Source organism: Campylobacter magnus (genome assembly GCF_028649595.1).
Taxonomy (GTDB): Bacteria; Campylobacterota; Campylobacteria; order Campylobacterales; family Campylobacteraceae; genus Campylobacter; species Campylobacter magnus.
The window spans coordinates 55,212-76,625 of sequence record NZ_JAQSLK010000007.1 but is presented as its reverse complement, the minus strand read 5'-3'; the positions used below and the strand labels follow the sequence as shown (position 1 = coordinate 76,625).

Annotated in this window: 26 protein-coding genes; all 26 read right to left on the bottom strand. The window is 39.4% G+C overall.

Features of this window, described 5'->3' with window-relative positions:
* Positions 1–465: 465 nt before the first annotated feature.
* Positions 466–2,328 (bottom strand): flagellar hook-associated protein FlgK, encoded by a 1,863-nt coding sequence (flgK, locus tag PTQ34_RS08205; protein ID WP_273933086.1) that lies wholly within the window; start codon positions 2,326–2,328, stop codon positions 466–468.
* A gap of 2 nt (positions 2,329–2,330) precedes the next feature.
* Complete coding sequence (gene flgN, locus PTQ34_RS08200; RefSeq protein WP_273933085.1) at positions 2,331–2,768, bottom strand: flagellar export chaperone FlgN; 438 nt, start codon at positions 2,766–2,768, stop codon at positions 2,331–2,333.
* 20 nt (positions 2,769–2,788) lie between these two features.
* Positions 2,789–2,974: a flagellar biosynthesis anti-sigma factor FlgM gene (locus PTQ34_RS08195; RefSeq protein WP_273931141.1), complete on the bottom strand. Its 186-nt coding sequence runs from the start codon at positions 2,972–2,974 to the stop codon at positions 2,789–2,791.
* A 50-nt stretch (positions 2,975–3,024) separates the two neighbouring features.
* On the bottom strand, positions 3,025–3,435 hold the full coding sequence (locus PTQ34_RS08190; RefSeq protein ID WP_404814922.1) for a rod-binding protein: 411 nt from the start codon (positions 3,433–3,435) through the stop codon (positions 3,025–3,027).
* On the bottom strand, positions 3,432–4,475 hold the full coding sequence (locus tag PTQ34_RS08185) for a flagellar basal body P-ring protein FlgI (protein ID WP_273933084.1): 1,044 nt from the start codon (positions 4,473–4,475) through the stop codon (positions 3,432–3,434). Before PTQ34_RS08185 ends, PTQ34_RS08190 begins: the two co-directional genes overlap by 4 nt.
* Positions 4,476–4,639: 164 nt before the next feature.
* Positions 4,640–5,665, bottom strand: coding sequence for a c-type cytochrome (locus PTQ34_RS08180; RefSeq protein WP_273933083.1), 1,026 nt, complete (start codon positions 5,663–5,665; stop codon positions 4,640–4,642).
* A complete protein-coding gene (locus PTQ34_RS08175; protein WP_273931138.1) occupies positions 5,662–6,921 on the bottom strand; it encodes a cytochrome b in 1,260 nt (419 codons plus the stop codon). Before PTQ34_RS08175 ends, PTQ34_RS08180 begins: the two co-directional genes overlap by 4 nt.
* Positions 6,922–6,931: 10 nt before the next feature.
* Positions 6,932–7,456 carry a Rieske 2Fe-2S domain-containing protein gene (locus PTQ34_RS08170; protein ID WP_273933082.1) on the bottom strand — a complete coding sequence of 175 codons (525 nt, stop codon included), beginning with the start codon at positions 7,454–7,456 and terminating at the stop codon, positions 6,932–6,934.
* Positions 7,457–7,748: 292 nt separating this feature from the next.
* Entirely contained in the window at positions 7,749–9,110 is a 1,362-nt protein-coding gene (gdhA, locus tag PTQ34_RS08165; protein ID WP_273933081.1) for an NADP-specific glutamate dehydrogenase, read from the bottom strand.
* Positions 9,111–9,372: 262 nt separating this feature from the next.
* Positions 9,373–10,038: an MqnA/MqnD/SBP family protein gene (locus PTQ34_RS08160; RefSeq protein WP_273933080.1), complete on the bottom strand. Its 666-nt coding sequence runs from the start codon at positions 10,036–10,038 to the stop codon at positions 9,373–9,375.
* A complete protein-coding gene (locus PTQ34_RS08155) occupies positions 10,035–11,591 on the bottom strand; it encodes a class I SAM-dependent methyltransferase (protein ID WP_273933079.1) in 1,557 nt (518 codons plus the stop codon). The genes PTQ34_RS08160 and PTQ34_RS08155 overlap by 4 nt, the downstream gene beginning before the upstream one ends.
* 476 nt (positions 11,592–12,067) lie before the next feature.
* Positions 12,068–12,412 (bottom strand): aspartate 1-decarboxylase, encoded by a 345-nt coding sequence (gene panD, locus PTQ34_RS08150; protein WP_273933078.1) that lies wholly within the window; start codon positions 12,410–12,412, stop codon positions 12,068–12,070.
* 104 nt (positions 12,413–12,516) lie between these two features.
* Positions 12,517–13,788: a UDP-N-acetylmuramoyl-L-alanyl-D-glutamate--2,6-diaminopimelate ligase gene (locus PTQ34_RS08145; protein WP_273933077.1), complete on the bottom strand. Its 1,272-nt coding sequence runs from the start codon at positions 13,786–13,788 to the stop codon at positions 12,517–12,519.
* Positions 13,778–14,326 (bottom strand): hypothetical protein, encoded by a 549-nt coding sequence (locus tag PTQ34_RS08140; protein WP_273933076.1) that lies wholly within the window; start codon positions 14,324–14,326, stop codon positions 13,778–13,780. The genes PTQ34_RS08145 and PTQ34_RS08140 overlap by 11 nt, the downstream gene beginning before the upstream one ends.
* Entirely contained in the window at positions 14,326–14,580 is a 255-nt protein-coding gene (locus PTQ34_RS08135; protein ID WP_273933075.1) for a NifU family protein, read from the bottom strand. The genes PTQ34_RS08140 and PTQ34_RS08135 overlap by 1 nt, the downstream gene beginning before the upstream one ends.
* A gap of 65 nt (positions 14,581–14,645) precedes the next feature.
* On the bottom strand, positions 14,646–14,999 hold the full coding sequence (gene rplQ, locus PTQ34_RS08130; RefSeq protein ID WP_273931129.1) for a 50S ribosomal protein L17: 354 nt from the start codon (positions 14,997–14,999) through the stop codon (positions 14,646–14,648).
* Entirely contained in the window at positions 15,000–16,001 is a 1,002-nt protein-coding gene (locus tag PTQ34_RS08125) for a DNA-directed RNA polymerase subunit alpha (RefSeq protein ID WP_273933074.1), read from the bottom strand. It lies immediately after the preceding gene.
* A gap of 12 nt (positions 16,002–16,013) precedes the next feature.
* On the bottom strand, positions 16,014–16,640 hold the full coding sequence (rpsD, locus tag PTQ34_RS08120; protein ID WP_273933073.1) for a 30S ribosomal protein S4: 627 nt from the start codon (positions 16,638–16,640) through the stop codon (positions 16,014–16,016).
* A 200-nt stretch (positions 16,641–16,840) separates the two neighbouring features.
* Entirely contained in the window at positions 16,841–17,233 is a 393-nt protein-coding gene (gene rpsK, locus PTQ34_RS08115; RefSeq protein ID WP_273931126.1) for a 30S ribosomal protein S11, read from the bottom strand.
* A gap of 9 nt (positions 17,234–17,242) precedes the next feature.
* A complete protein-coding gene (rpsM, locus tag PTQ34_RS08110) occupies positions 17,243–17,611 on the bottom strand; it encodes a 30S ribosomal protein S13 (protein ID WP_273931125.1) in 369 nt (122 codons plus the stop codon).
* A 4-nt stretch (positions 17,612–17,615) separates the two neighbouring features.
* Entirely contained in the window at positions 17,616–17,729 is a 114-nt protein-coding gene (rpmJ, locus tag PTQ34_RS08105; RefSeq protein ID WP_273931124.1) for a 50S ribosomal protein L36, read from the bottom strand.
* 166 nt (positions 17,730–17,895) lie between these two features.
* Positions 17,896–18,114: a translation initiation factor IF-1 gene (gene infA, locus PTQ34_RS08100; RefSeq protein WP_273931123.1), complete on the bottom strand. Its 219-nt coding sequence runs from the start codon at positions 18,112–18,114 to the stop codon at positions 17,896–17,898.
* Between the two features lie 28 nt (positions 18,115–18,142).
* A complete protein-coding gene (locus PTQ34_RS08095) occupies positions 18,143–18,964 on the bottom strand; it encodes a hypothetical protein (protein WP_273933072.1) in 822 nt (273 codons plus the stop codon).
* A gap of 31 nt (positions 18,965–18,995) precedes the next feature.
* Complete coding sequence (gene map, locus PTQ34_RS08090) at positions 18,996–19,751, bottom strand: type I methionyl aminopeptidase (protein ID WP_273931122.1); 756 nt, start codon at positions 19,749–19,751, stop codon at positions 18,996–18,998.
* Complete coding sequence (gene secY / locus PTQ34_RS08085) at positions 19,751–21,013, bottom strand: preprotein translocase subunit SecY (RefSeq protein WP_273931121.1); 1,263 nt, start codon at positions 21,011–21,013, stop codon at positions 19,751–19,753. The genes map and secY overlap by 1 nt, the downstream gene beginning before the upstream one ends.
* Positions 21,013–21,414: a 50S ribosomal protein L15 gene (gene rplO, locus PTQ34_RS08080; RefSeq protein WP_273931120.1), complete on the bottom strand. Its 402-nt coding sequence runs from the start codon at positions 21,412–21,414 to the stop codon at positions 21,013–21,015. Before rplO ends, secY begins: the two co-directional genes overlap by 1 nt.

Genomic DNA, 21,414 nt, shown 5'->3' with positions numbered 1-21,414 from the left:
GGTATGTGAAGTTTAATCTTAAAACTATTTAACTATATAAAATAGTTTGGCTCGATTAGATCACTTGTTTAGATTTCAAAGATTGACTTTGTATTCGTTTAACATAAAAAAATATTAAAAAACACGCTAAAATAATGAAATAATCATATTTCAGCAAGGCTTTTCTCCAAAAGCGAGCTGAAATTATACAAGTGCTTTGCTTAAAGTTTGATTAAAATTAAAAAGTTTTTTAAAAAGTTTTTTAAAAAGTTTTTAGGGAATTCTAAAATTGGGTAGGGAATTCTAGGTGGAATTCTAGAATTCCTAAGTAAAATTCTAGAATTCCTAAGTAAAAATCTAGAATTTCTAAGTAAAATCTAGAATTCCTAAGTAAAATTCTAGAATTCCTAAGTAAAAAATACCCCCCAACCCCCAAAAACTAGTAGATGCGAAGCAAAAAAACTAGGGAATTCTAGATTAAAATAATTATTGCTTAAGATCAAGCAAGGTTTGTAGCATTCTTTCTACTGTTGTGATGATCTTGGCTGCTGCGCCGTAGCTTGATTGAAACTTTATTAGATTTGAGAGCTCTTCGTCTATATTTACGCCGCTCACGCTTTGCCACTCTTGGACTGAGGTGTTGTTTATAGCGGTGTTTGTTACATGTTGAGATTTCACGCTTGCGGTGTCGCTTGCGATGTCTGTCGTGAAGTAGCGGTAGTAGCCGCTAATAGTCTCGGTAGACTCTCCTGTGCTAAGGCTATTAAAATAAAAGCGCTGATTTTGCATATTTACCATATCATTAGCCATTTCATTATCGCCTGCAAGCGGGCTTTTGCCACCTTTTATAAGAGCGCTGTCGTGGTTGATATCATCGTCTGGGCGTATGCTAGCAGCACTTTGACCATCTAAAAACTTTGAAAGCCCCAAGGTGCCTGCAAAGTTCGTGCCATTATCTTCAATAGCGATGAAATATCCACTTGGATAGCGATCAGTTGGCTTAAATGAGATGTTTCCTGTCTTGCTAATTGGGTCGTAGGCATAAACTGCCTTAAAATAATCATCTAGGTCGTTTGTAAGGTTATTATCGCCATTATCATCTCTATTCATATTAAAGTCATTTACAATAGAATTGCCCCTAGTGATATCATTTAGCGTGGTTGCTGCATTTATTGCGATATTACGCTGTGCTACTACTTGCCCTTGGGTGTTGTAGACCTTTACGGTAAACTCGCCATCTTTTATACCGCTATCAAAGTTTTGTAGAGTTGTATCGTCTTTTACATCTTTTAGATAGTCTGAGACCATCTCAGTACTAGCTGAACTAGCATAGATACTATTTGTTTGCGTAACTAGAGTTTTGGCAAAAGCATCAAGATTGTCTTGGTATTTTGTAATAAGTCCATCTGTAAAACTGCCATCGCCATTTGGCACGCGACCCCTTAGATCTAGCATGGCTGCGATTTTTCCACTAGTAAAACGAGCACTGATATCAATGCGGCTCTCATCATTTAGCTCATAATAAGGCACTGCGTAGCCGTTTTCTGTGAATTCTGTATTTAGCTTGATTGGATGGTAGTTTGAGCCATCTACGATTGTGATACCATTTATGCTAAGAGTGTAGTTTCGTCCCATATCATAGATAGTAGCATCGTCTTTATATAAAGTCCTTGAGCTTATATCTTCTTTGAACGAATCAATATTTGTAAGCTTGCTAAGACGCAATTCTAGCTCATCACGCTTATCGCGCAAGTCGTTGCCATTTACGCTGGTGTTTATTTCTATGCGTTGCAAATCAGCATTTATTTCGCTGATTTGCTTAGCGATTTCATTTACTTCTTCTATAGTTAGCAAAAACTGCTCATTTACAGTGCTTCTTATCTCTTCAAGCTCGTTGTAGGCTGTGTTTATATCGTTTGTTAGAATTCTAGTTGCGTTTAGTAGCACGGTTTTTTGTGAGGCTTCAGCTGGGTTTGAGGCATAGTCATTCCACGCTGCATAATAGTCTTTTAAATCCTGAAAAATTCCACTATCAGCAAGGTCTGGAAAGCGGTTTGTAATTTCTGTTAAAATTTGCTCTTTATAGCCTGTATCAGATAGGTTTGAGTATGAACTAGTCATTTTTTGGTAAGCATACTCATCGTGCATACGGACGATTTGTTGGACATTTGTGCCAAGTCCTATATCTCCGCCTGCTCTGTGAAGCCCCTCTCTTGCTTGTTGGATCACTCTTTGGCGAGTATAGAACTCGTTGTTTGCGTTTGTTATGTTATTTCCAGTGGTTTGGATTTGGATTTGGGCAGCGTTTAAGCCAGAGTTGCCTATGTATAAAGAATCAAAAATTCCCATTTTTACACCCTTGCTTTAAAAATTTCATCTTTGCTAGAACCAAGCGCTTTATCAGTATAGCTATTTTGTGTTGGTTTGCCTAGCATCACGCCTACAAGTGAGTCAAAAAACTCCTTTACCACCACCACGCTTTTTGCGTATTCTCTATTTACATCTTTTAGCTCTAATAATACTGTGCGAAGCTCGCTTAGCTTGTCTTTTATCTCATCATCAAGAAGCTCAGCGATGTTCTTTTCTGCGTGCTTCGAGGCTAGTTTTACTAGCTCTGCATCTAGGGCTTTTTTATTTGTTTCAAAGGCTGCAAGAAGCTTGGTTTTAAGCTCTGAGTGGGGGCCGACCTCGTCATGTTTAGCTTGTTTTATGTTTTCTATATCTTCTTTTGTGAGTGCTATTATCTTTGCTAAGCACTCAATTGAGTCGTTTAGGTATTTTTTTATCATTTTAGGCTCCGAAAAATATTTCAAGCCAGTTCGTCAGCTATCCTAGTTGCTAGAGTTTTTAAATCTAGTTTATACTCACCTTTATTTATTTGCTCGGCGATTTTTTCTAGTTTGCCTTGGCTGGCTTGTGTTTGTTCTTGTTTTATCCTAGCTGTTTCGCTTGGTTTTGCGATATAGCTGGCACCTGTGCTAACTGGGCTAATCATAAGCTTTTCCTTAAAAGATATTTAGCATCTAAATCGGCTAAAAGCAAAGATTATTTAGCCCTTTCTAGTAAATAATCATAAATCATATCACTAAATCCAAATCCACCTGAGAGTGCCTCACTCATCGTCTGGCGATACATTGAGCCGTATATTTCATCTCCTGCGTCCTTGCCAAAGAGTGGATTTTCAGTCTTTATAGCAATATCAAGCACCATTTTTACAAAAAAGCTCTCAAAAGCATCAGTTTGTTCTCTAAGCGCTTTGGTATCAATGCCATTTACTAGCTCTTTTTGCTCTTTAAAATTGGCTTTAAACTCAGCACTTGGCTTAGTGTTTTTTTCTAAAGCCAAGTCTAGCTCGCTAGCAAAACTAGAATTCCCTATTTCAGCGTTTCTTGCTGTTAGCGCATCTATTTTGCTTGCGTTATAAGCATTTATGGCTAAGGTATTATCTATCATCAAATCACCTCCAAGTTAGCGTGGATTGCGCCTGCTCTTTTTAGATTTTCTAAGATCGCAATTATATCTTTTGGCGAAGCACCTAGCTTATTTAGTGCTCTTGCTACATTTGCTACTGTGGTATCAGTGCCTACATTTAGCGTGTTATTGCCCGCATTTATGCTCGTGTTATCGCCGATATCTAGCACATTTGGAGCTGGCGTATCGCCAGCTGGGGCGTAAGTGTTTGGCTCTATTTTTAGCGTGATACCGCCGTGGCTGATGATGGTAGGCTCTACTTTTACGCCCACACCGCTTACTACTGTGCCTGTGCGCTCATCAATTACTACTTTTTGCTCTGCGCTGTAATCCACATCAAGCTCAAGCACAGCTGCCATGAACTCCACCATGCTCATATTTTCTGGCTTTTGAATTTGCAAAGTGCGTGGGTCAATTGCTAGTGCTGAGTTGCTAAAGCGAGCGTTTATCGCATCTTGGAGTTTTTTGGCTGTATCAAAGCTAGAGTTTTTCAGGCTTAGACTTGCGTTTGTAGCTGTGGCAATGTCGTAGGCTACTTCTCGCTCGATTATGCCGCCGCCTGGGATAGTGGCTGCGGTAGGGTGATTGCCACCACGGCCTACTGAGCCACCTAGTGCTAGCGCGCCTTGGCCTAGAGCGTAGATTTCACCATCCACGCCTTTTAGCGCAGTTAGTAGTAGCGTGCCGCCCATTAGGCTTTTAGCATCGCCGATTGAGCTTACTGAGATGTCTATGGTATCGCCTTGGCGAGCGAAGGCTGGTAGGCGTCCTGTTACCATTACAGCAGCTACATTTTTACTTTTTATATCATTTGGGCTTAGTTTTACATTTACGCTTTGTAGCATATTTGCGATTGATTGGATAGTAAACTTTGAGCTAGAGCCATCGCCAGTGCCGCTAAGTCCTACTACAAGGCCATAGCCGATGACTTGGTTTTCACGCACACCGATTACGCTAGCTAGGTCTTTTACCTTTGCGCTATAAGCTGCTGCGATAATAAATGCTAGTAAGAAAATATATCTCATTTTTAGCCTTTTTGCTAATTTTAGAAAATAACAAGCAAAAGGTGTTCCAAAGTGATTTTAAGGTATAAATATCAGTAAGAAATCTAGAATTCCTAAGCATTTTCTACTAGGAATTCTAGATTTAAAGTTGTAGGAATTCTAAAATCTAGAATTCCTAATAACTCTTAGTGAAGGTTGCGCCAAACTTTGTTTTTCCAAAGAATAACTAGAATTCCAAGGATAAGAAAATATCCCATAATCCAAAGACCAAGGCTCTCGCGCTCTTCTTTTTTGCTATCGCCGACGCTTTGCATATAAGCTACTACTTGATTCTGCGCTTGTTCATTTAGACCAACGCGTGGCATTGAAGTGCCATTTAGCATTTTTTGAGGGTCGTTGATGAAGTTGTGTAGATACTCTATGCTGCGGCTGCGGATATACATAGATAGATCAGGTGGTGTAATACCAAGGTAAGCTTTGATCTCTTGTTTGTTACCAGCGGCAAATACATTGTCGTATTTCATATCATGGCAGCGAGCACAAGCGCTTTCAAACACTTCTTTATTACTCATCTCTTTAGGAGCTATGCTTTTTAGGTAAGCTACGATGTGAGCGATTTCTTCGTTTAGATTACCACCTGCGCCAAAGAACGCTGGCATCTCAAATGGTCTCTCATCGCCAAATTTATGAGTAACTTTCAAAGCTCTAGCAGGGTCTTTGATAAGTGCTGCTAAGAACTTCTCATCATACAAATAAGCAATATTGCTAATATCGCTTGGGGCTACGCTCATACCGCTAGCTGCTGTTTTATAATCGTTTGGATTTTCCATGCCAGCTGCTTTTAGTCCATGGCAGCCTGTACAGCCTGCCATTTGGATTAGCTCAGCACCTTTTGCGGCATCACCCTTTGCTAGATCGATAGCCTTGATCTCATCCCAGAATCTAATGTTTTCTTGGACGATAGCATCAGCGTACTCATAGTCTTTTTTAGCCTTAGTGATGGCTGCTTCTTCGCCTGATTTTGTAGCTTCGTCGATTTTTACTTGAAAAGCAGATAGTCCAGCCATTGCTTGTTCGTAGTCTTCTTCAGCGAAGTTAAAATTCGCAGGGGCTACATGCGGATTCATAACCGAATGAGCAAGAGGCTCCACACCCCAGTAAGTAACCGCAGTAACTACGACTACTACGATAAATGATACTAGTTGTTTCATTTTGCAGCCTTTCTTTCTTTAATAGTAATGATAGGAAGAACTACAAGAAGTAGCACCAAATATCCTACAGATGCATAAAAGCCTACCCAAGCGTTAAAGTCTGTTGGTGGCAATTTTCCATAGATTGTAAGAATAATCAAATCAATCAAGAAAATCCAGAACCAAATGAAAAATGCAGGGCGCTTGTGAGCAGGGGCTACAACATCGCTTCTATCTAATAAAGGCATCAAAATAAGTGAAATTCCAGCAAAGCCCATAGCCGCAGAGCCGATATCAGCTGCTTTTAGCGTCATAAAGCCAAGTGGGATATCAAAGAAAAAGCCACGCAAAATTTCGTATTGCCACAGAAAATACCACTCTGGATAAATGTGTAGTGGAGTTTTACCTGGATCTGCTGGGTCAAAGTTAATAGGATCCATAGCAAAGTTAAAATGGAAGCAAACTAGATAGATAAAGAAAATCATAAAGAAGCTTACATACATGAAATCCTTGCTAAGGAATGCTGGCCAAAATGGAATTACTTTGCTCTCTTTTGTTTTGCCCTCAAGGTATTTCTCAGCCTCTACTTCAAAGTCTATTTCTTCGCCCTCAAGGTTGTTTACATGTGGGACGCGTAGAGTGTAGAAGTGAACTACAATAGTCATAATAATAACAATAGGCAATAAGCAAACATGAAGCATGAAAAAGCGAGTTAGCGTAGGGTCGCTTACAGCGAAATCACCTCTAATCCACTCAACCAAAGCCTCGCCGATAACTGGAATTCCGCCAAATAGATTTGTAATAACCATAGCCGCCCAGTAGCTCATTTGCCCCCAAGGTAGCATATATCCACTAAAGGCCTCAGCTGAGAATACAAGGAAAAGCACCATACCAGTAATCCAAATCATCTCGCGGCCTTTTTTATAAGAACCGTAGTAAATGCCTGTAAACATGTGAATATAAATCACAAGGAAAATAACAGAAGCCGCAACTGCGTGAATATGTCGCCATAGCCAGCCGTATTCTACTTCTTGCATTATAGTGTAGTTTACGCTATCAAATGCTAGTTTTGCATCTGGTTTGTAGTACATCAGTAGTAGCAAACCGCTCACAAAAAGCAAGGTGAAAAGCACAGTTAGCACCACGCCCATCGCCCATAGCCAGCTAATGTTTTTTGGTACCCAGTACTGCGCTGCTAAGACATTCCAAAGCTTTGTTAGAGCTATTCTTTGATCAAACCAGTCTTTTACACTGGTAGCTTTTGTAATATGTGCCATTTACTCCCCCTTATGCCTGAGCCATGAGTTTTTCATACTCTGGGCCAGTTTCACCAAGCACTAGTTTTGTGCCATCTATCCTAAATGGTGGGATATCAAGAGGACGAGGTGGTGGCCCAAAGGTGTTTAGACCGCTGTCGTCAAACTCGCCACCATGGCAAGCGCATTTAAATTGTTTATTAGCTGCGTTCCAGCTAGGAATACAGCCAAGATGAGTACAAAGCCCGATAACTACCATATAACGACCATCGCCGATAACTATATCACGATTATCATTTGGTTTCATATCAGCTGATTTTTTGACTATAAAAATAGGTTTTTTACGCCACTCAACTTGTGAGAACTCACCGTCTTTTAGCGGACTAAGGTCTACTGTAGTAAAACCAGCCGCACGCACGCTAGGTAGTGGATCCCAAGTCTTTTTCATCGCGCCAAGCGCAAAAAGACCACCCACTGCTGCAACAGCACCAAAACTAAACCCGATAAAACCGCGTCTAGAAGTGCAACCACAGCCATTAGAATGATTTGTTTGCATATTTCATCCCTTTCAAAAAATTAAAAACTTGGCATTTTAGCATTATTAAGTTAAAAAATTATTTAAAGAATAGGGAATTCTAGAATTCCTAACTAGAATTCCTTAGATTGTAGAGAATTCTAGAATTTTAGAATTTTAGAATTCTAACATAATTTACTAGGGAATTCTAGAATTCCCAAAAGATTACAAAAAACTATAAAAATAAAAAAAGGGACTTTTAGCTAAGCCAAAAGTCCCCAAAAAAACACAAAGAAGCACTAGGAATTCTAGAATTCCTAACTAGCTAAAACTCTTAGTAGCCTTGGTCTATCATCGCATCAGCCACTTTTCTAAAGCCAGCGATATTTCCACCAAGCACCAAATCACCTGGTCTGCCAAACTCCACAGAAGTCTCATAGCTAATATCAAAAATATGCTTCATAATGCCTTGAAGTCTAGCATCTACTTTCTCAAAGCTCCAAGACTCCATAGCCGCATTTTGCGCCATTTCTAGACCGCTGGTTGCCACGCCACCTGCGTTTGCAGCTTTTGCTGGGCCGTATAAGAAATCGCTTTTTGCCGCCATAAACTCCATCGCATCAAGTGTGCTTGGAAGGTTTGCGCCCTCAGCTAGCAAGCGGCAGCCGTTGTTATATAGCACTTCGATATCTGCTAGGCTAACTTCATTTTGAGTAGCACAAGGGAAAGCTGCGTCGCATTTGACATCCCAAACGCCGTTTCTGCCAGCTTTATACTCGCTAACTGGGATAAATTTGCTACCAGCTTTGCGAACTGAGTATTCTCTTAGACCTACGCGCTCTACTTCTTTTAGTTGTTTTAGCAAGGCTACATCGATACCCTCAGCATCGTAGATATAGCCAGTTGAGTCGCTTACTGTAACTGGTTTTGCGCCAAATTGATATAGTTTTTCGCAAGTATAGATTGCCACATTTCCAGCTCCACTTACTGTGCAAGTTAAGCCCTCAAAGCCACGACCTGCTTTTTTAAGCATTTCGTTAGCAAAATAAACTAGACCATATCCAGTAGCTTCTGTTCTAACTAGCGAGCCGCCCCAGCTTAGTCCTTTGCCTGTTAGAGTTCCTTCAAAGCGGTGTTTGATGCGTTTGTATTGACCAAACATATAGCCGATTTCTCTGCCGCCTACGCCGATATCGCCAGCAGGCACATCGATAACATCACCAATGATTTCGTGAAGTGCGTTCATGAAAGCTTGGCAAAATCTCATAATCTCGCCATCGCTTTTTCCTTTTGGATCGAAGTTTGCGCCACCTTTTGCGCCACCCATGCTAAGACCTGTTAGTGAGTTTTTAAAGATTTGCTCAAAGCCAAGAAACTTGATAATATCAAGATTTACGCTAGGATGAAAGCGAAGACCGCCTTTATATGGCCCGATAGCTGAGTTAAACTGCACGCGGTAACCATAGTGGCTCTCTGGCTCGCCCTTGTCATTTGCGTAAGTAATACGGAAGATGTTTGTGCGCTCAGGCATAACCATGCGATCTACCACTTTATGTTTTATGTATTTTGGCTCTCTATCAAGCACTGGCTCTAAGGCACGCAAAATCTCAGTTGCTGCTTGTTTGAAAGTAACTTGTCCAAGGCTGGTTCTTTCTATATAATCAAGAACATCGCTTATGTAATCATGTGCGTTCATCACACCCTCCTAAAATAAAATTATGAAAGAATTATAAAAAAATTTTCTTTAAGTTTTGCTTAATTTTTATTTTTTAAGCAAAAAAATTATTAACCATCAGTAAAGTTATAATTTAATCTAGAATTCCTAGTGTATTTTTGCTTCGCATCCGCTGGTTGGGGGTTAGGGGGTATTTTTAGATATGAAATTTTGCGTAGGAATTCTAGATTTTGCTAGGGAATTCTAGATTTTGCTAGGGAATTCTAGAATTTCTAAGTAAAATCTATGCTTTAAAATATAAGCTTCGTGAGCGTGAGATAAAGATTTTTAGGGCTTTTTGTTCTTTTTTGCCGATTTTATAGTAAATTAGTTTTAGATACTCTAAAATATCATTTTGGCTTATTTGACGACTTTGTGAGTAGGAATTTAATATATAACGTGGTATTTTTATATTTTTATTTAAGAAAACTTTAATAATTTTTTCATAAGCTTTTTTATTTTTTACACAGGCGAAACGACCAAAGACAAAGGGCAAAGCTGTCTTTTGCTCCCATAAATTCGCTAAGTCATAAAAGTCCTGTGGGGCTTTTAAATACGCTTTTAAAGCCTTATCACCTATTAGCACTTTGCCTTTTATGCCTAGCACTTTTGCTAGCATATTTGAGCTGCGGCTTTGGGCGTCTTTTTGAGATTTTGATCCTTTTTCTACTAGCACAGAGTTTACTCTGCCCTTAGCACAAATACCAAAATCTAGCTGTTTATAACGCCTTGCTTCTATGCTAGAAATCACCCCAGCATCAATGCGCCTAGCACGCAAATCATCGCAAAGTTTGCTAGGCGTGCCTTTTTTTAGCTCTATGCTTTTTTTAGTAGCGTTTTGTAATCTTGAGGCCTTTAAAAATACATGAAAAGGCAAAAGGTTTAAATAATCAATCTTGCCTAAAATCATGAAATACTCTCAAACATACACTGCGCCTCTAAATCGCTAATAAGCGTAGAAATCGCTTCATCAAAATACGCTTCTTGTTCTTTTTTACTCTCAATTAACACCTTTTTACCATCTATTATGCGGCTTGGAGCAGCGTTGTTTTTTTGACAAAGTTCTACAAAATGTGCCACTATATCAGCCTTTGAGTGCGTCCCGTCCATCATAAAAACAGCCTCGCAGTCGTTTTTGTGTAGGGCATAAACACCGTTTTTTGGCGTACATAGCACGAAGTTTTTATTCTCAGGGCTTGCTAAAAAGCGCAAAAAGCTTAAATAATCAGCCCTAATGCGACTTTTGCCAGCTTCGTATTTAATAGCATTAAAAGGCACAGAGCTAAAATAAATCGCCACATCAAACTTGCTAATAAGCTCAAAAACGCACTCTGCTAGCCTGCCTCCAGCAATCTTGCTAGCCTCATCACAGCTAATCGTGCCAGGATAAGCATCAAGCAAAGCACAGATTAGAGCATGACTGACGGAATTTTTGCTACGCTCTTTTAGACTCTGGCTTTTAGCCTTTATGCCGATAAAAAGTCCAGAGAATTCTAGATCTTTGTATTCTAGTTTTAGTGCGCTTTCATTTTCTTTTAGCGTCAAAAGCGAGTGGCGAAAGGCTGTGGCGTTAAGAAAATCGTGCATTTGCTCTTTTTGAACTCTGCTAGCAAAGCTTGCTTTTTCATACTGCCTTAAAGCCTCGTGAGCCAAAACCTTGGTATCAAAGCAAAGCTGCATATCATCAACATAAGCTAGTCCAGCATCCTGCCCATCAGCCACAAAGTCGCAAAAATACGCAGGATAGTTACAAAGCTCTAAATAATCATGAATCAAATAATGCCTAGGCAAATGAGAAATCGTCCCAAGCGCAGCCTTTGCCTGCCTTGTTACTAGCTGGTAGCCCTCATTTGCAAGATCTGTGCGGTAAAACGCCTGTTCAAAAGCAAGTGCCCCTAAAGCCACATCTAGCTTGCGTTCAGGCTCATCTTCTACGCTTATATCGCTACTAGCAAAGCGCATAAAATCGCGCGTGATTTCTTTAAATTTCCAGCCAGGATAGACATTGTAGCTTATCATCGCTACACCATCTTTGCTAAGCAGTTTGCTACAAAGCTCTAAAATCGCCTTTTGCACAAATGGTGGCACCCAGCTATAAACGCCGTGAGCGATGATATAATCAAACTTCTGCGAGCCAAAATGCGCCACGGCATCGCAAATATCAAGGCAGAGCAAATCTATATTTTTGATACCGATTTTTTTTAGGGCAGTTTTGCCGTTTTTGATCTGCGCTTTTGAGAGGTCAATGCCACTAAATTGAGCATCTTTAAAAATAAGGGCTTGGGCGATGAGATTGCCGCCGCTTGCACAGCCGATTTCTAGCACTTTTGCGCTATTTGGAGCTTTTGGGTTTAGACCTCGCAGCCTAGCTCTTGCGTGAAGATTAGCGATGAAACTTTGTTCGTAAGCGTGGCTAGCGTAGTTTGCGGCTTCGTAGCTTTTGGCTATTGCGTCATTTATCATTTTTTAACCTTTTTGCGCTTCTTGTGCTTTTGGCTTTTAGGAATTCTAGAATTCCGTCATTACGAGGCTTTGAAAAAAGAGGGAGCAATCTCATTCAAAATTCCGTTTAAAATTCCGTCCAAAATTCCTTAGCTCTGTATCATCCCCCGACTTGCATTTTTTGTCATCCTCGGGCTTGACCCGAGGATCTCATCACAGAGAATTCTAAAATTCCGTCATTGCGGAATTCCGTCATTGCGAGAGAGCAAAGCGACTGAAGCAATCTCGTTCAAGGCTTAATAAATGAGATTGCTTCGCTTCGCTCGCAATGACGAATTTTAGGGAATTCTAAAATTCCTTAAGATAAAAAATACCCCCTAACCCCAACCAGCGGATACGAAGCAAAAAAACCTAGGAATTTTAGAATTCCCAAAGTGAATTCCATATAGAGATCCCCCAAAGGGGCTGGGGGATGACAGGGAATTCTAAAATTCCTGCTACTCGCAAATTTCGTTTTTTTCGTTTACATGCACGATTTTTGGCTTGAAAGTAGCAGCACTTCGCTCATCAATTAAAGCGTAAGCTACTACGATGATGATGTCGCCAATTTGCGCTAAGCGAGCGGCTGCGCCATTTAGACACATGTCTCCCTTTTTGCCCTTTATTGCATAAGTTGCAAAACGCTCGCCGTTATTTATATTTAGCACTTCTACACGCTCGTTTTCGTAGATATTTGCCGCTTTTAAAAGCTCTTCATCAATAGTAATCGAGCCTATATAATTAAGATTTGCGTCGCTCACCGTGGCTCTGTGGATTTTGCTTTTTAGCATTGTGATTTGCATTATTTTCCTTTGGCTAAAATTTGCTTAATTTTAGCACAAAATCTAAAATTCATTTGCCTTTTTCTAGCTAATTCTAGAATTCCTTAGCTAGCTGCTAGCAAGGCTTAGTTTTTTAGCAGTTCTCTTACAACAGCAGCATCGCTAAATGGATGTTTTACGCCATTTATTTCTTGGTAGTCTTCATCGCCTTTGCCTAAAATTGCGATTATTTCATCTTTTTTTACTAGGCTAAGCGCTAGCGAGATTGCCTTTTTGCGGTCGCTTTCTGTGATGATTTTTGCACCTTTTGTGGCTTTATTTGCGCCTGCTTTTATCTGTTCTATTATCTTTTGTGGCTCTTCGCTGCGAGGATTATCACTTGTGATAATTAGCGTCTTAGCGAAGGCGGCAGCAATTTGCCCCATTATAGGTCGCTTGCTAGCGTCTCTGTCGCCACCTGCGCCCATGACTACGATAAGAGGGCGATAAGCAAGGCTAGAGAGCACCTTTTCTATACCATCTGGAGTGTGAGCAAAGTCCACGATGACAGCTGGGTCTTTGCTAATAAGCTCCGTGCGACCTGGCACACCGGCAAAATCAGCAATGGCTGCTATAATCTCATTTTTTTTATTTGGCACTAGCAAATCAGCTGCGCTAAAAGCACAAAGTACATTATAAAGATTAAACCTGCCATAAAGATGAGATGAGAATTCTAGATTTTGAGAGCCTATGCTGATGTTTTGCTCGTCTATTTCATACTCTGCGCCACTGCCTTTTAGAGCGTAGAAGTGTGCGTTTGCTTTGTTATACCTTATGTGTGGGTCGTCTTTGTTTATTAGCTTTTTGCCCTCACCTTCAAAAAAGCTTGATTTTGCCGCTGCGTATTCTTCAAAGCTTTTGTGATAATCCAAATGATCTTGGCTAAGATTTGTAAAGATTTTTAGTGCAAAAGGCAGGGCTTCGATGCGGTTTTGAGCTATTGCATGAGAGCTTACTTCCATGACAAAGTGCGAACAGCCATGCTCTAAGCTAGTTTTTATAAGCGCAAGTGTGGTTAAAAACTGATTTGTAGTAAGTGCCTTTGGTGCAATCTGCAAAGAGCCTATGAAAGCTCCGCGAGTGCCGCAATTAGCGCATTTTAGCCCAAGAGCGTTTAAAATGTGAGCCAAAAGTGTAGCGGTAGTGGTTTTGCCATTTGTGCCAGTTATGCCGATGATTTTAAAGTCTGCTGGAATTTTTGCTAGCTCGTAGGCTTTTTGCGGAGTGATGATAATAGCACCTGCTTGTTTGGCGTGCTCTTCAAACTGGGCATTTGAGCGAGTTTTTACAAAATAACAGCCTTTTTCGCACTGGGTTGAATTGTCAGTGATAAAAGTATCTTTTAGTTCAATTTTCATCTCTTTGCCTTTGCTGCGATTTTGCTTTTAGCTTAGGGGCTAAGTGCGCTAGGCTCATGCTCCACGCAGGATCTTCCATATAATGCGCCGCAAGATCAGCAAAGCCGTGGTCAATAAGCCTTTCTATAAAATCAGCTAGCTCGTCTTTTGAGCTAATTATTAGCTTGCTTGAGTGAGTGATATTTTCAAAAGTCTTTACAAACTCACCTGTTTTTTTGGCAATTTCTAAAAAGTCGTGATAACTAACGCCATTTATATTTTCTATTTGGCGGATATTTTTGTAGTTTGAGGTTTCGATTATTTCTATTATGGTTTTTAGGTTTTCTTCTTGGTTTGCGTTTATATTATCAACATATACATCAAAAAGCGACCAAACACCCTCTTCATCATCCAAAGCCAAAGAGCAAAGTTCTATAAAAAGCAAAAATTCATTGCTAGGTTTTTTTTCATAAGCTAAAGAAAAAAGCTTCGCCGCCAAAGCAAAATCGTATTTGCGAAAGGCTTTGATTGCTGATTTTCTAAGAGTTCTTGCGTTCATTATTTTTGATTTGTGATATTTTCTACTACGAGTTCTGGGTGGATATCGTTGCGTATTTGACGCTCGACGCCCATTTTTAGTGTTGTATTACTAGCAGCGCAGCCTACACAGTGTCCACTAAGGCGGACATAAATAACGCCGTTTTTTATCTCCACTAGCTCTATGCCTCCACCATCAGCTTCTATCATAGGGCGGATTACATCTATGCTAGCTTGAACAGGTTCTAAAAGTTCTTCGTCACTAAAAGGAATCATTTTAAATTTTTATATTTTTTCTAAGGAATTCTAGATTCAAATCTAGAATTCCTTAGACGAGCTCTTTATTTTGTTAGCTCAATATAAGCCATTTGCGCAGCATCACCCTTGCGAACACGAGTTTTGATAATGCGTGTATAGCCACCATTTACACCTACAAACTTTGGAGCGATTTCGCTTACTAGTTTTTTTACGCTTTCTTTGTCTTGAAGACTTGCAAAAACAGCTCTGTGAGCCTCGCTATCGCCTTTTCTAGCACGAGTTACTAGCTTTTCAAAATAGCTTCTAAGCTCTTTTGCTTTTGGCAAAGTAGTCTCGATTTTACCTGATTTAATAATAGCGATACTTAGGTTTTTTAGTAGCGCAGCTCTGTGAGAGCTTGTGCGACCAAGTTTTCTATATCCGTGATTATGTCTCATTTATTTTCCTTTTTTGAACTCAGCTATTTTCTTGCGGATAGCCTCTTTATTGCCTTCAAAGCTACCATCAAAAGCATAACCAATAGCTTTCATTACATCTTTCATTTCATCAAGGCTTCTTTTGCCAAGATTTTTGATTTCTTTTAATTCTGCCTCACTCATCAAAGCTAGCTCGCCTATTAGCTCAATGCCTGATTTTTTAAGGCAGTTTAAGCTACGAACACTAAGATTTAGGCTATCTACACTCTCAAAAAGCTTAGCATGTTCGCCTTTGTTTGTGCTAGCAGAAATTGAGCTAGAGCTATCAACTTCAAGAATTTTGTCAAAAATTCCAAGTTGCTTATACATAGCTGAAACTGAGCTTTGAAAAGCCTCAAGCGGAGAGATTTGCCCATCAGTTGTTACAGTCATAACTACTTTTTCATAGTCAGGGTTATCCTCAACTAGCACATTTTGGATATCATATACTGCTTTTTTAACAGGCGTAAAGAAAGCATCAAGAGCGATAAACCCGCTCTCGATTTCTTCTTTTATATTCTCGCTTGGTACATAGCCGATGCCTTTTTCTATAATAAGATCAAAGCTTAGCTTAGCATCTTCATTGATAGTAGCTAAATAAGCATCAGGGTTGACAATCTCTACAAGGTCGTTATTTAGATCTTTACCACTGATTTCAAGCGGGCCTTCAAACTCATAGTGAACTACTTCACGCTTAGCATTGTTTTTTAGTTTGTAGCGTAGGTTTTTTAGGTTTACGATAAAAATCGTAACATCTTCTAACATACCACGCATACTATCAAACTCATGCTCTACGCCTTCGATTTTCACACCAGTTGGCGCAAAACCTACAGTAGAGCTATAAAGCAAACGGCGAAGTGGGTGCGCTAGGGTAACGCCATAACCACTCTCAAAAGGCCAAACGCTAATTCTAGCCTCGTTATTGCCAAGTTGCTCTACTTTTATTTCAGTAGGAGTAAAAGCCTCGATAGTTACCTTTTTCATTCGGCCCCCTTATTATTTTGAGTAAAGCTCGACTATGTAACGCTCTTCTACTGGAATTACTACTTCACTGCGCTCTGGAACACGAGTAAAAATTCCAAATTTTTTGTCTTTATCCACATCAACCCATGGAGCTATACCAGTTTGGTTTGTAAGCTCGATTGCACGAACGATTTGTGGATTTTGTTTGCTTTTTTCAGCGATTTCTATTTTTTGCCCAGCTACTACTCTGTATGATGGGACATCTACTCTTTTGCCATTAACTAGCACATGTCCGTGAGTTACAAGCTGGCGAGCAAAACGACGAGTTGTAGCAAAGCCCATGCGATAAACTACATTATCTAGTCTTTGCTCTAAAAGAGCTACTAAAAGCTCTCCTGTATTGCCCTCTCTGCGTGCTGCCTCAGCAAAAATTCTGCGGAATTGTTTCTCGCTTACGCCATACATAAAGCGTGCTTTTTGTTTTTCACGCAAATGCATACCATAATCGCTGATTTTGCCTCTTCTTTGTCCGTGTTGTCCTGGTGCGTAAGGGCGGCGGTCTAATGCTGATTTGCCAGCTAGTCTTCTCTCACCTTTTAGCGCCAAAGATACGCCAAGACGTCTTTCTAGTTTTTCAACTGCTCCTGTATATCTTGCCATAATTTATTCCTTAAATAATTCTTATATAAACGAATTCCAATTTGGAATTCCAAAAATAACCAAGCGTTTGATTTTTTTGGAAGTAGCGTGCGCAGATTGTGGCTAAAAGTCGCGCAGTGCGAATGAGACGCACTGATGGTGCGTCGCAATGAATCACAAGCGAGTTTTAGACGCAAGGTGCGTGCGATACGAACAAAAAATTAGACGCGGCGGCGTTTTGGTGGACGACACCCATTATGCGCTAATGGAGTAATATCTTTTAGATAAAGAACTTTTATTCCCTCTACGCCACCTACGCTTTTTACTGCTGTTTCACGGCCAGAACCAGGACCTTGAACCTTGATTCCTACTTCTTTAATACCATGCTCTTTTGCTTTGTTTAGAGCATCTTCTACTGCTTGTTGCGCTGCATATGGAGTTGATTTTTTGCTACCCTTAAAGCCAAGAGCACCTGCGCTGCTCCACGCAATAGCATTACCCATCTCATCAGTTACACTAATCATTGTGTTGTTAAAAGATGCTGAAATATACACGATACCACGAGCAATATTTTTGCGAGCGGTTTTTTTCTTAACTACTTTTTTTTGTGCCATTGATTATCCTTATTTAGTAGCAGCGCCAACTGTTTTGCGCTTACCTTTGCGAGTGCGAGCGTTTGTTTTAGTTTTTTGACCACGCACTGGCAGACCTTTTCTGTGGCGAAGACCACGGTAATTTCCTAGATCCATAAGAGCCTTGATATCCATAGCTACGCTCTTGCGCAAATCGCCTTCTACCATATAGTGTTCTTGAATTTCTTTGCGGATCGCTGCTGCCTCATCCTCACTTAGATCTTGCACGCGTTTATCATAAGAGATTTTTACAGCATCAAGAATTTTTCTTGAAGTAAAAAGACCTATGCCATAAATGTATGTCAAACCATACTCTACACGCTTTTTCTTTGGTAAATCTACACCTGCTATACGAGCCATTTTATCATCCTTGTCTTTGCTTATGTTTTGGATTTTCGCAGATCACATGAACCACACCTTTGCGGCGGATGATCTTGCATTTGTCACACATCTTTTTTACTGATGGTCGAACCTTCATGTTTGTCCTTTGTAATTACTAACCACTTCGTGATTGGACCTCAGGAATTCCCTAAAAATCTAGAATTCCAACTGTTTTCAAAATAGTGGCGACTTTGAAAACACTTCTTGTCAGCCTTAAGTCCCGAGCCAAAAAGCGCGTATTTTAGCTAAACTAAGCTTTAATTTTACTTATATCTATAAGTAATGCGACCTTTGTCTAGGCTGTATGGCGTAAGCTCAACTCTGACCTTATCGCCTGGCATGATCTTTATATAGTGCATACGCATTTTCCCTGCGATATGACATAAAATCACATGTTTATTATCAAGTTCTACTTTAAAAGTAGCATTTGGCAAGGCTTCTTGCACTGTGCCGTCTATCTCGATGACATCGTCTTTTGACAACTTTTCTCCTTTCTGTTAGATTTAAATTTTACTTTTTATAATTTTTAGCAAATTCTAATGCTTTTTTATAATCTTTTGCTTTTTTATCTCTGCTTTTAAAATTTTTAATTTTATAATATCCAATAAGAAAAGAACCTAAAAGAAGAAAAATCATAGTCCAATCGTCAAAAAGTTTGCCCAATCCAGTCCAAAAAAAACAAAAACATAAGACAGAAATAATTACAGTAGAAATTAGACCAGTTCCGATATTAAGAGAGTCCGAGTTTAATATTGTATTTCTAGTATAATTTAGCACTGTCCAAACATCATGATGCCCAGAAATAGTTCTTTGACAAATAACTAAGACTTCATCTTTATCACCAATTAAGCCTTTTTCTTCATGGCTTTGCTTAAAATTAAAATACTCATTTCCCATTTTAAATTCTCTAACTGAGCTATATGTTGAATTAACTGTTGTTGTTGTATGGTATTTATCATCGCTAAACAGACTCTTTGTAGTAGTTGTATTCATTGTTTTATTTGCTTCTAATGTAGTGTCGGCTATGATATTAACATTTCCATAAAAAAGTTCAAAAGATTCGCTACCTACAAGCACATCATCTATTTTTTGAAATAAATTTTTATCATCATAAAAATCATCATTAGTATTTTCTTTTATTACTTGTTTTGTTTTTAAAGATAGTTTAGTGATGATGATAGATTTTGCTTTGTCATTTTCTGGTTCAAAATCTACTTCTGCCCCCACTATTTCAGTAGATGCATCTAAATTTTCAAAATCATTATAATCGAAACTATATCTATTTCCATCTTCTGCACGAAGTATGCTTGATGTTAAAATAGTGCCTTTCATAATTATCCTTATAAACTAGAATTCCCTAGATTTATTTGCTTAAAATTTCAGCTTTTCCATTTATCACAGCTACGCAGTGTTCATAGTGAGCTGTGTTTAGTCCATCTACTGAGCGAGTGGTCCATTTGTCCTTATCCACGCTTGGCGTGCCGTCTTTTTGACAAATCATCGGCTCTATACAAAAAACCATTCCATTGCGGATTTTTGGGCCTGATTTTGGATTTGGGCCTTCTAAGTAGTTTGGTATTTCTGGCTCTTCGTGTGCTGAGCGTCCTATGCCGTGCCCACAAAAACCAAGCAGTGGCACAAAACCTCTATCACGGATGAAATTTTCAATCGCAAAACTAAGTTCTTTAAAGTGCATGCCAGCTTTTACTTTTTCAATGCCAAAGTAAAGTGCATCTTTGCTACACGCAATTAACTTTTCGTCTTGTTCACTGATTTTGCCCACACCAAAAGTGCGTGCGCTATCGCCAAAATATCCATTGATTTTTGAGCCTATATCTATGGTTACGATATCGCCTTCTTTTAGTTTATAAGAGCTTGGAATTCCGTGGATTACTACTTCATTTACGCTGATACAAGCTGTGTTTGGAAAGCCATAAAGCCCTTTAAAAGCCGGTTTTGCGCCATGTTCTAAAATGCTTTTTTCGCAAAACTCATCAAGCTCTAAAAGGCTTACACCTGGCTTAATTAGCTTTTCTACCCCATCAAGGGTGAGAGCTACAATGTGATTTGCTACTCTCATTCCCTCGATGTCTTTTGGAGTTTTTATGCTTATTGCCATTATAGACCTACCGCACTTAGGGTTTGATATTTGTTCATATATACCTGAGCTTCTATGCGACGCATAGTATCAAGTGCTACTGAAACCACGATTAGCACGCTAGTTCCGCCAAAATAAAATGGCACGCCCATAAACTTCACAAGCAGCCACGGCAAAGTAGAAATTAGCCCCAAATAAATAGCACCGCTAAAAGTAATGCGACTAGCAAGCTCGTTTAGATACTCTGCTGTGCTCTCGCCTGGGCGAACACCTGGGATAAAGCCACCTTGGCGTTTTAGATTTTCGCTTATATCTTTTGCGTTAAATACTATTGAAGCATAAAAATACGCAAAGAAAATTATAAACAAAAATGTTAATAGATTAAATACATACGAACTAGGATTTAGAAAATCATTTATCATTTGTATGTATTCGTTTGTGCTAGCTTGTAAAATCGTGCTTGGAAACATCAAAATCGCTGAGGCAAAAATAGGTGGAATAACTCCACTTAAATTTACTTTAACAGGGATATAATTCATTATGCGTTTGTTTTGATTTTCCATCACAGTCTTGCGAGAATAAGATATAGGCACCCTACGCTCTCCAAGTTCTACATAAATAACTACACCCACAGTTACAAGAATAATCACAGCAATAGCAAGCACGACTAAGAAATTCATCTCGCCTGTATTTACTAGATCAATAGTACCTGAAATCGCAGATGGAATTCCACTTACGATACCAGCAAAAATGATTAGAGAAATACCATTTCCTATGCCTCTTTGTGTGATTTGCTCACCTATCCACATAAGCAACATTGTGCCTGTTAGCATAGAAGCACATGAAATTGCGATAAATAAATTCATATCTATCATTATAGCTTGCTCGCCACCACGACCTGTTAGGCTTTGAAGTCCAATGCTTACACCAATTGCTTGGATTATAGTGATTACGATTGTGGCGTAGCGGATGATTTGCATGTATTTTTGCATACCATCACGCTCTTTTTTCATTTTACCAAGGTTTGGAAATGTAGCTGCTAAAAGCTCCATAATAATAGAAGCTGTGATATAAGGCATAATGCCAAGGCTAATAATGCTAAGGCGCTCTGCTGCGTTTCCGCTAAACATATTAAATAGCCCCAAAGCATTATTTGCATTGCTGGTGAAAAAGTCTTTGATAACCTCAGTATTTACACCAGGGACTGGCACATAAGCAAGCACTCTATATATAAACAAAAATCCAAGAGTAATTAGAATTTTGTTTGTTAGTGTCTTGTTCATTATTTATTTCCGCTAGTGATTACTTTGTCATCTTTAATTTTGCTAGCAAGCTCTTTTGCGCCTGCGCCAATTAGCTTGATTTTGCTCACGCTATTTGATACTTTGTGAACGCTTTGAATGCTCTCAAATGTAATAACTCCCAGCTCTTTTACAGCTGTGATTTTCTCTACATTGATTACATAAGGTTTAGCAAAGCGAGAGTAAAAGCCTACTTTTGGTAGTCTTCTTTGAAGTGGTTGTTGTCCACCTTCAAAACCTCTTTTTTGGTGTGAGCCGGTGCGAGCAGTTTGACCTTTGCCACCGCGAGTAGCAGTTTTGCCCATACCGCTGCCGCAACCACGACCGATGCGTTTAGTTTTGTGTGTTGAGCCAGGTGCTTTTTGTAGTTTTTCTAGTCCCAT

Bases quoted from the DNA above. Each gene is read 5' to 3' on its own strand.
- rplO (WP_273931120.1), bottom strand. From the start codon at position 21,414: ATGGGACTAGAAAAACTACAAAAAGCACCTGGCTCAACACACAAAACT.
- PTQ34_RS08135 (WP_273933075.1), bottom strand. From the start codon at position 14,580: ATGATTCCTTTTAGTGACGAAGAACTTTTAGAACCTGTTCAAGCTAGC.
- panD (WP_273933078.1), bottom strand. From the start codon at position 12,412: ATGCAAATCACAATGCTAAAAAGCAAAATCCACAGAGCCACGGTGAGC.
- PTQ34_RS08185 (WP_273933084.1), bottom strand. From the start codon at position 4,475: ATGAGATATATTTTCTTACTAGCATTTATTATCGCAGCAGCTTATAGC.
- rpsK (WP_273931126.1), bottom strand. From the start codon at position 17,233: ATGGCACAAAAAAAAGTAGTTAAGAAAAAAACCGCTCGCAAAAATATT.
- map (WP_273931122.1), bottom strand. From the start codon at position 19,751: ATGGCAATAAGCATAAAAACTCCAAAAGACATCGAGGGAATGAGAGTA.
- PTQ34_RS08155 (WP_273933079.1), bottom strand. From the start codon at position 11,591: ATGATAAATGACGCAATAGCCAAAAGCTACGAAGCCGCAAACTACGCT.
- PTQ34_RS08170 (WP_273933082.1), bottom strand. From the start codon at position 7,456: ATGCAAACAAATCATTCTAATGGCTGTGGTTGCACTTCTAGACGCGGT.
- rplQ (WP_273931129.1), bottom strand. From the start codon at position 14,999: ATGAGACATAATCACGGATATAGAAAACTTGGTCGCACAAGCTCTCAC.
- flgN (WP_273933085.1), bottom strand. From the start codon at position 2,768: ATGATAAAAAAATACCTAAACGACTCAATTGAGTGCTTAGCAAAGATA.
- PTQ34_RS08175 (WP_273931138.1), bottom strand. From the start codon at position 6,921: ATGGCACATATTACAAAAGCTACCAGTGTAAAAGACTGGTTTGATCAA.
- rpsM (WP_273931125.1), bottom strand. From the start codon at position 17,611: ATGGCTCGTATAGCAGGTGTAGATTTACCAAAGAAAAAGCGTGTAGAG.
- PTQ34_RS08140 (WP_273933076.1), bottom strand. From the start codon at position 14,326: ATGAACGCAAGAACTCTTAGAAAATCAGCAATCAAAGCCTTTCGCAAA.
- secY (WP_273931121.1), bottom strand. From the start codon at position 21,013: ATGAACAAGACACTAACAAACAAAATTCTAATTACTCTTGGATTTTTG.
- PTQ34_RS08095 (WP_273933072.1), bottom strand. From the start codon at position 18,964: ATGAAAGGCACTATTTTAACATCAAGCATACTTCGTGCAGAAGATGGA.
- flgK (WP_273933086.1), bottom strand. From the start codon at position 2,328: ATGGGAATTTTTGATTCTTTATACATAGGCAACTCTGGCTTAAACGCT.
- PTQ34_RS08125 (WP_273933074.1), bottom strand. From the start codon at position 16,001: ATGAAAAAGGTAACTATCGAGGCTTTTACTCCTACTGAAATAAAAGTA.
- rpsD (WP_273933073.1), bottom strand. From the start codon at position 16,640: ATGGCAAGATATACAGGAGCAGTTGAAAAACTAGAAAGACGTCTTGGC.
- PTQ34_RS08180 (WP_273933083.1), bottom strand. From the start codon at position 5,665: ATGAAACAACTAGTATCATTTATCGTAGTAGTCGTAGTTACTGCGGTT.
- rpmJ (WP_273931124.1), bottom strand. From the start codon at position 17,729: ATGAAGGTTCGACCATCAGTAAAAAAGATGTGTGACAAATGCAAGATC.
- gdhA (WP_273933081.1), bottom strand. From the start codon at position 9,110: ATGAACGCACATGATTACATAAGCGATGTTCTTGATTATATAGAAAGA.
- PTQ34_RS08145 (WP_273933077.1), bottom strand. From the start codon at position 13,788: ATGAAAATTGAACTAAAAGATACTTTTATCACTGACAATTCAACCCAG.
- PTQ34_RS08195 (WP_273931141.1), bottom strand. From the start codon at position 2,974: ATGATTAGCCCAGTTAGCACAGGTGCCAGCTATATCGCAAAACCAAGC.
- PTQ34_RS08160 (WP_273933080.1), bottom strand. From the start codon at position 10,038: ATGATTTTAGGCAAGATTGATTATTTAAACCTTTTGCCTTTTCATGTA.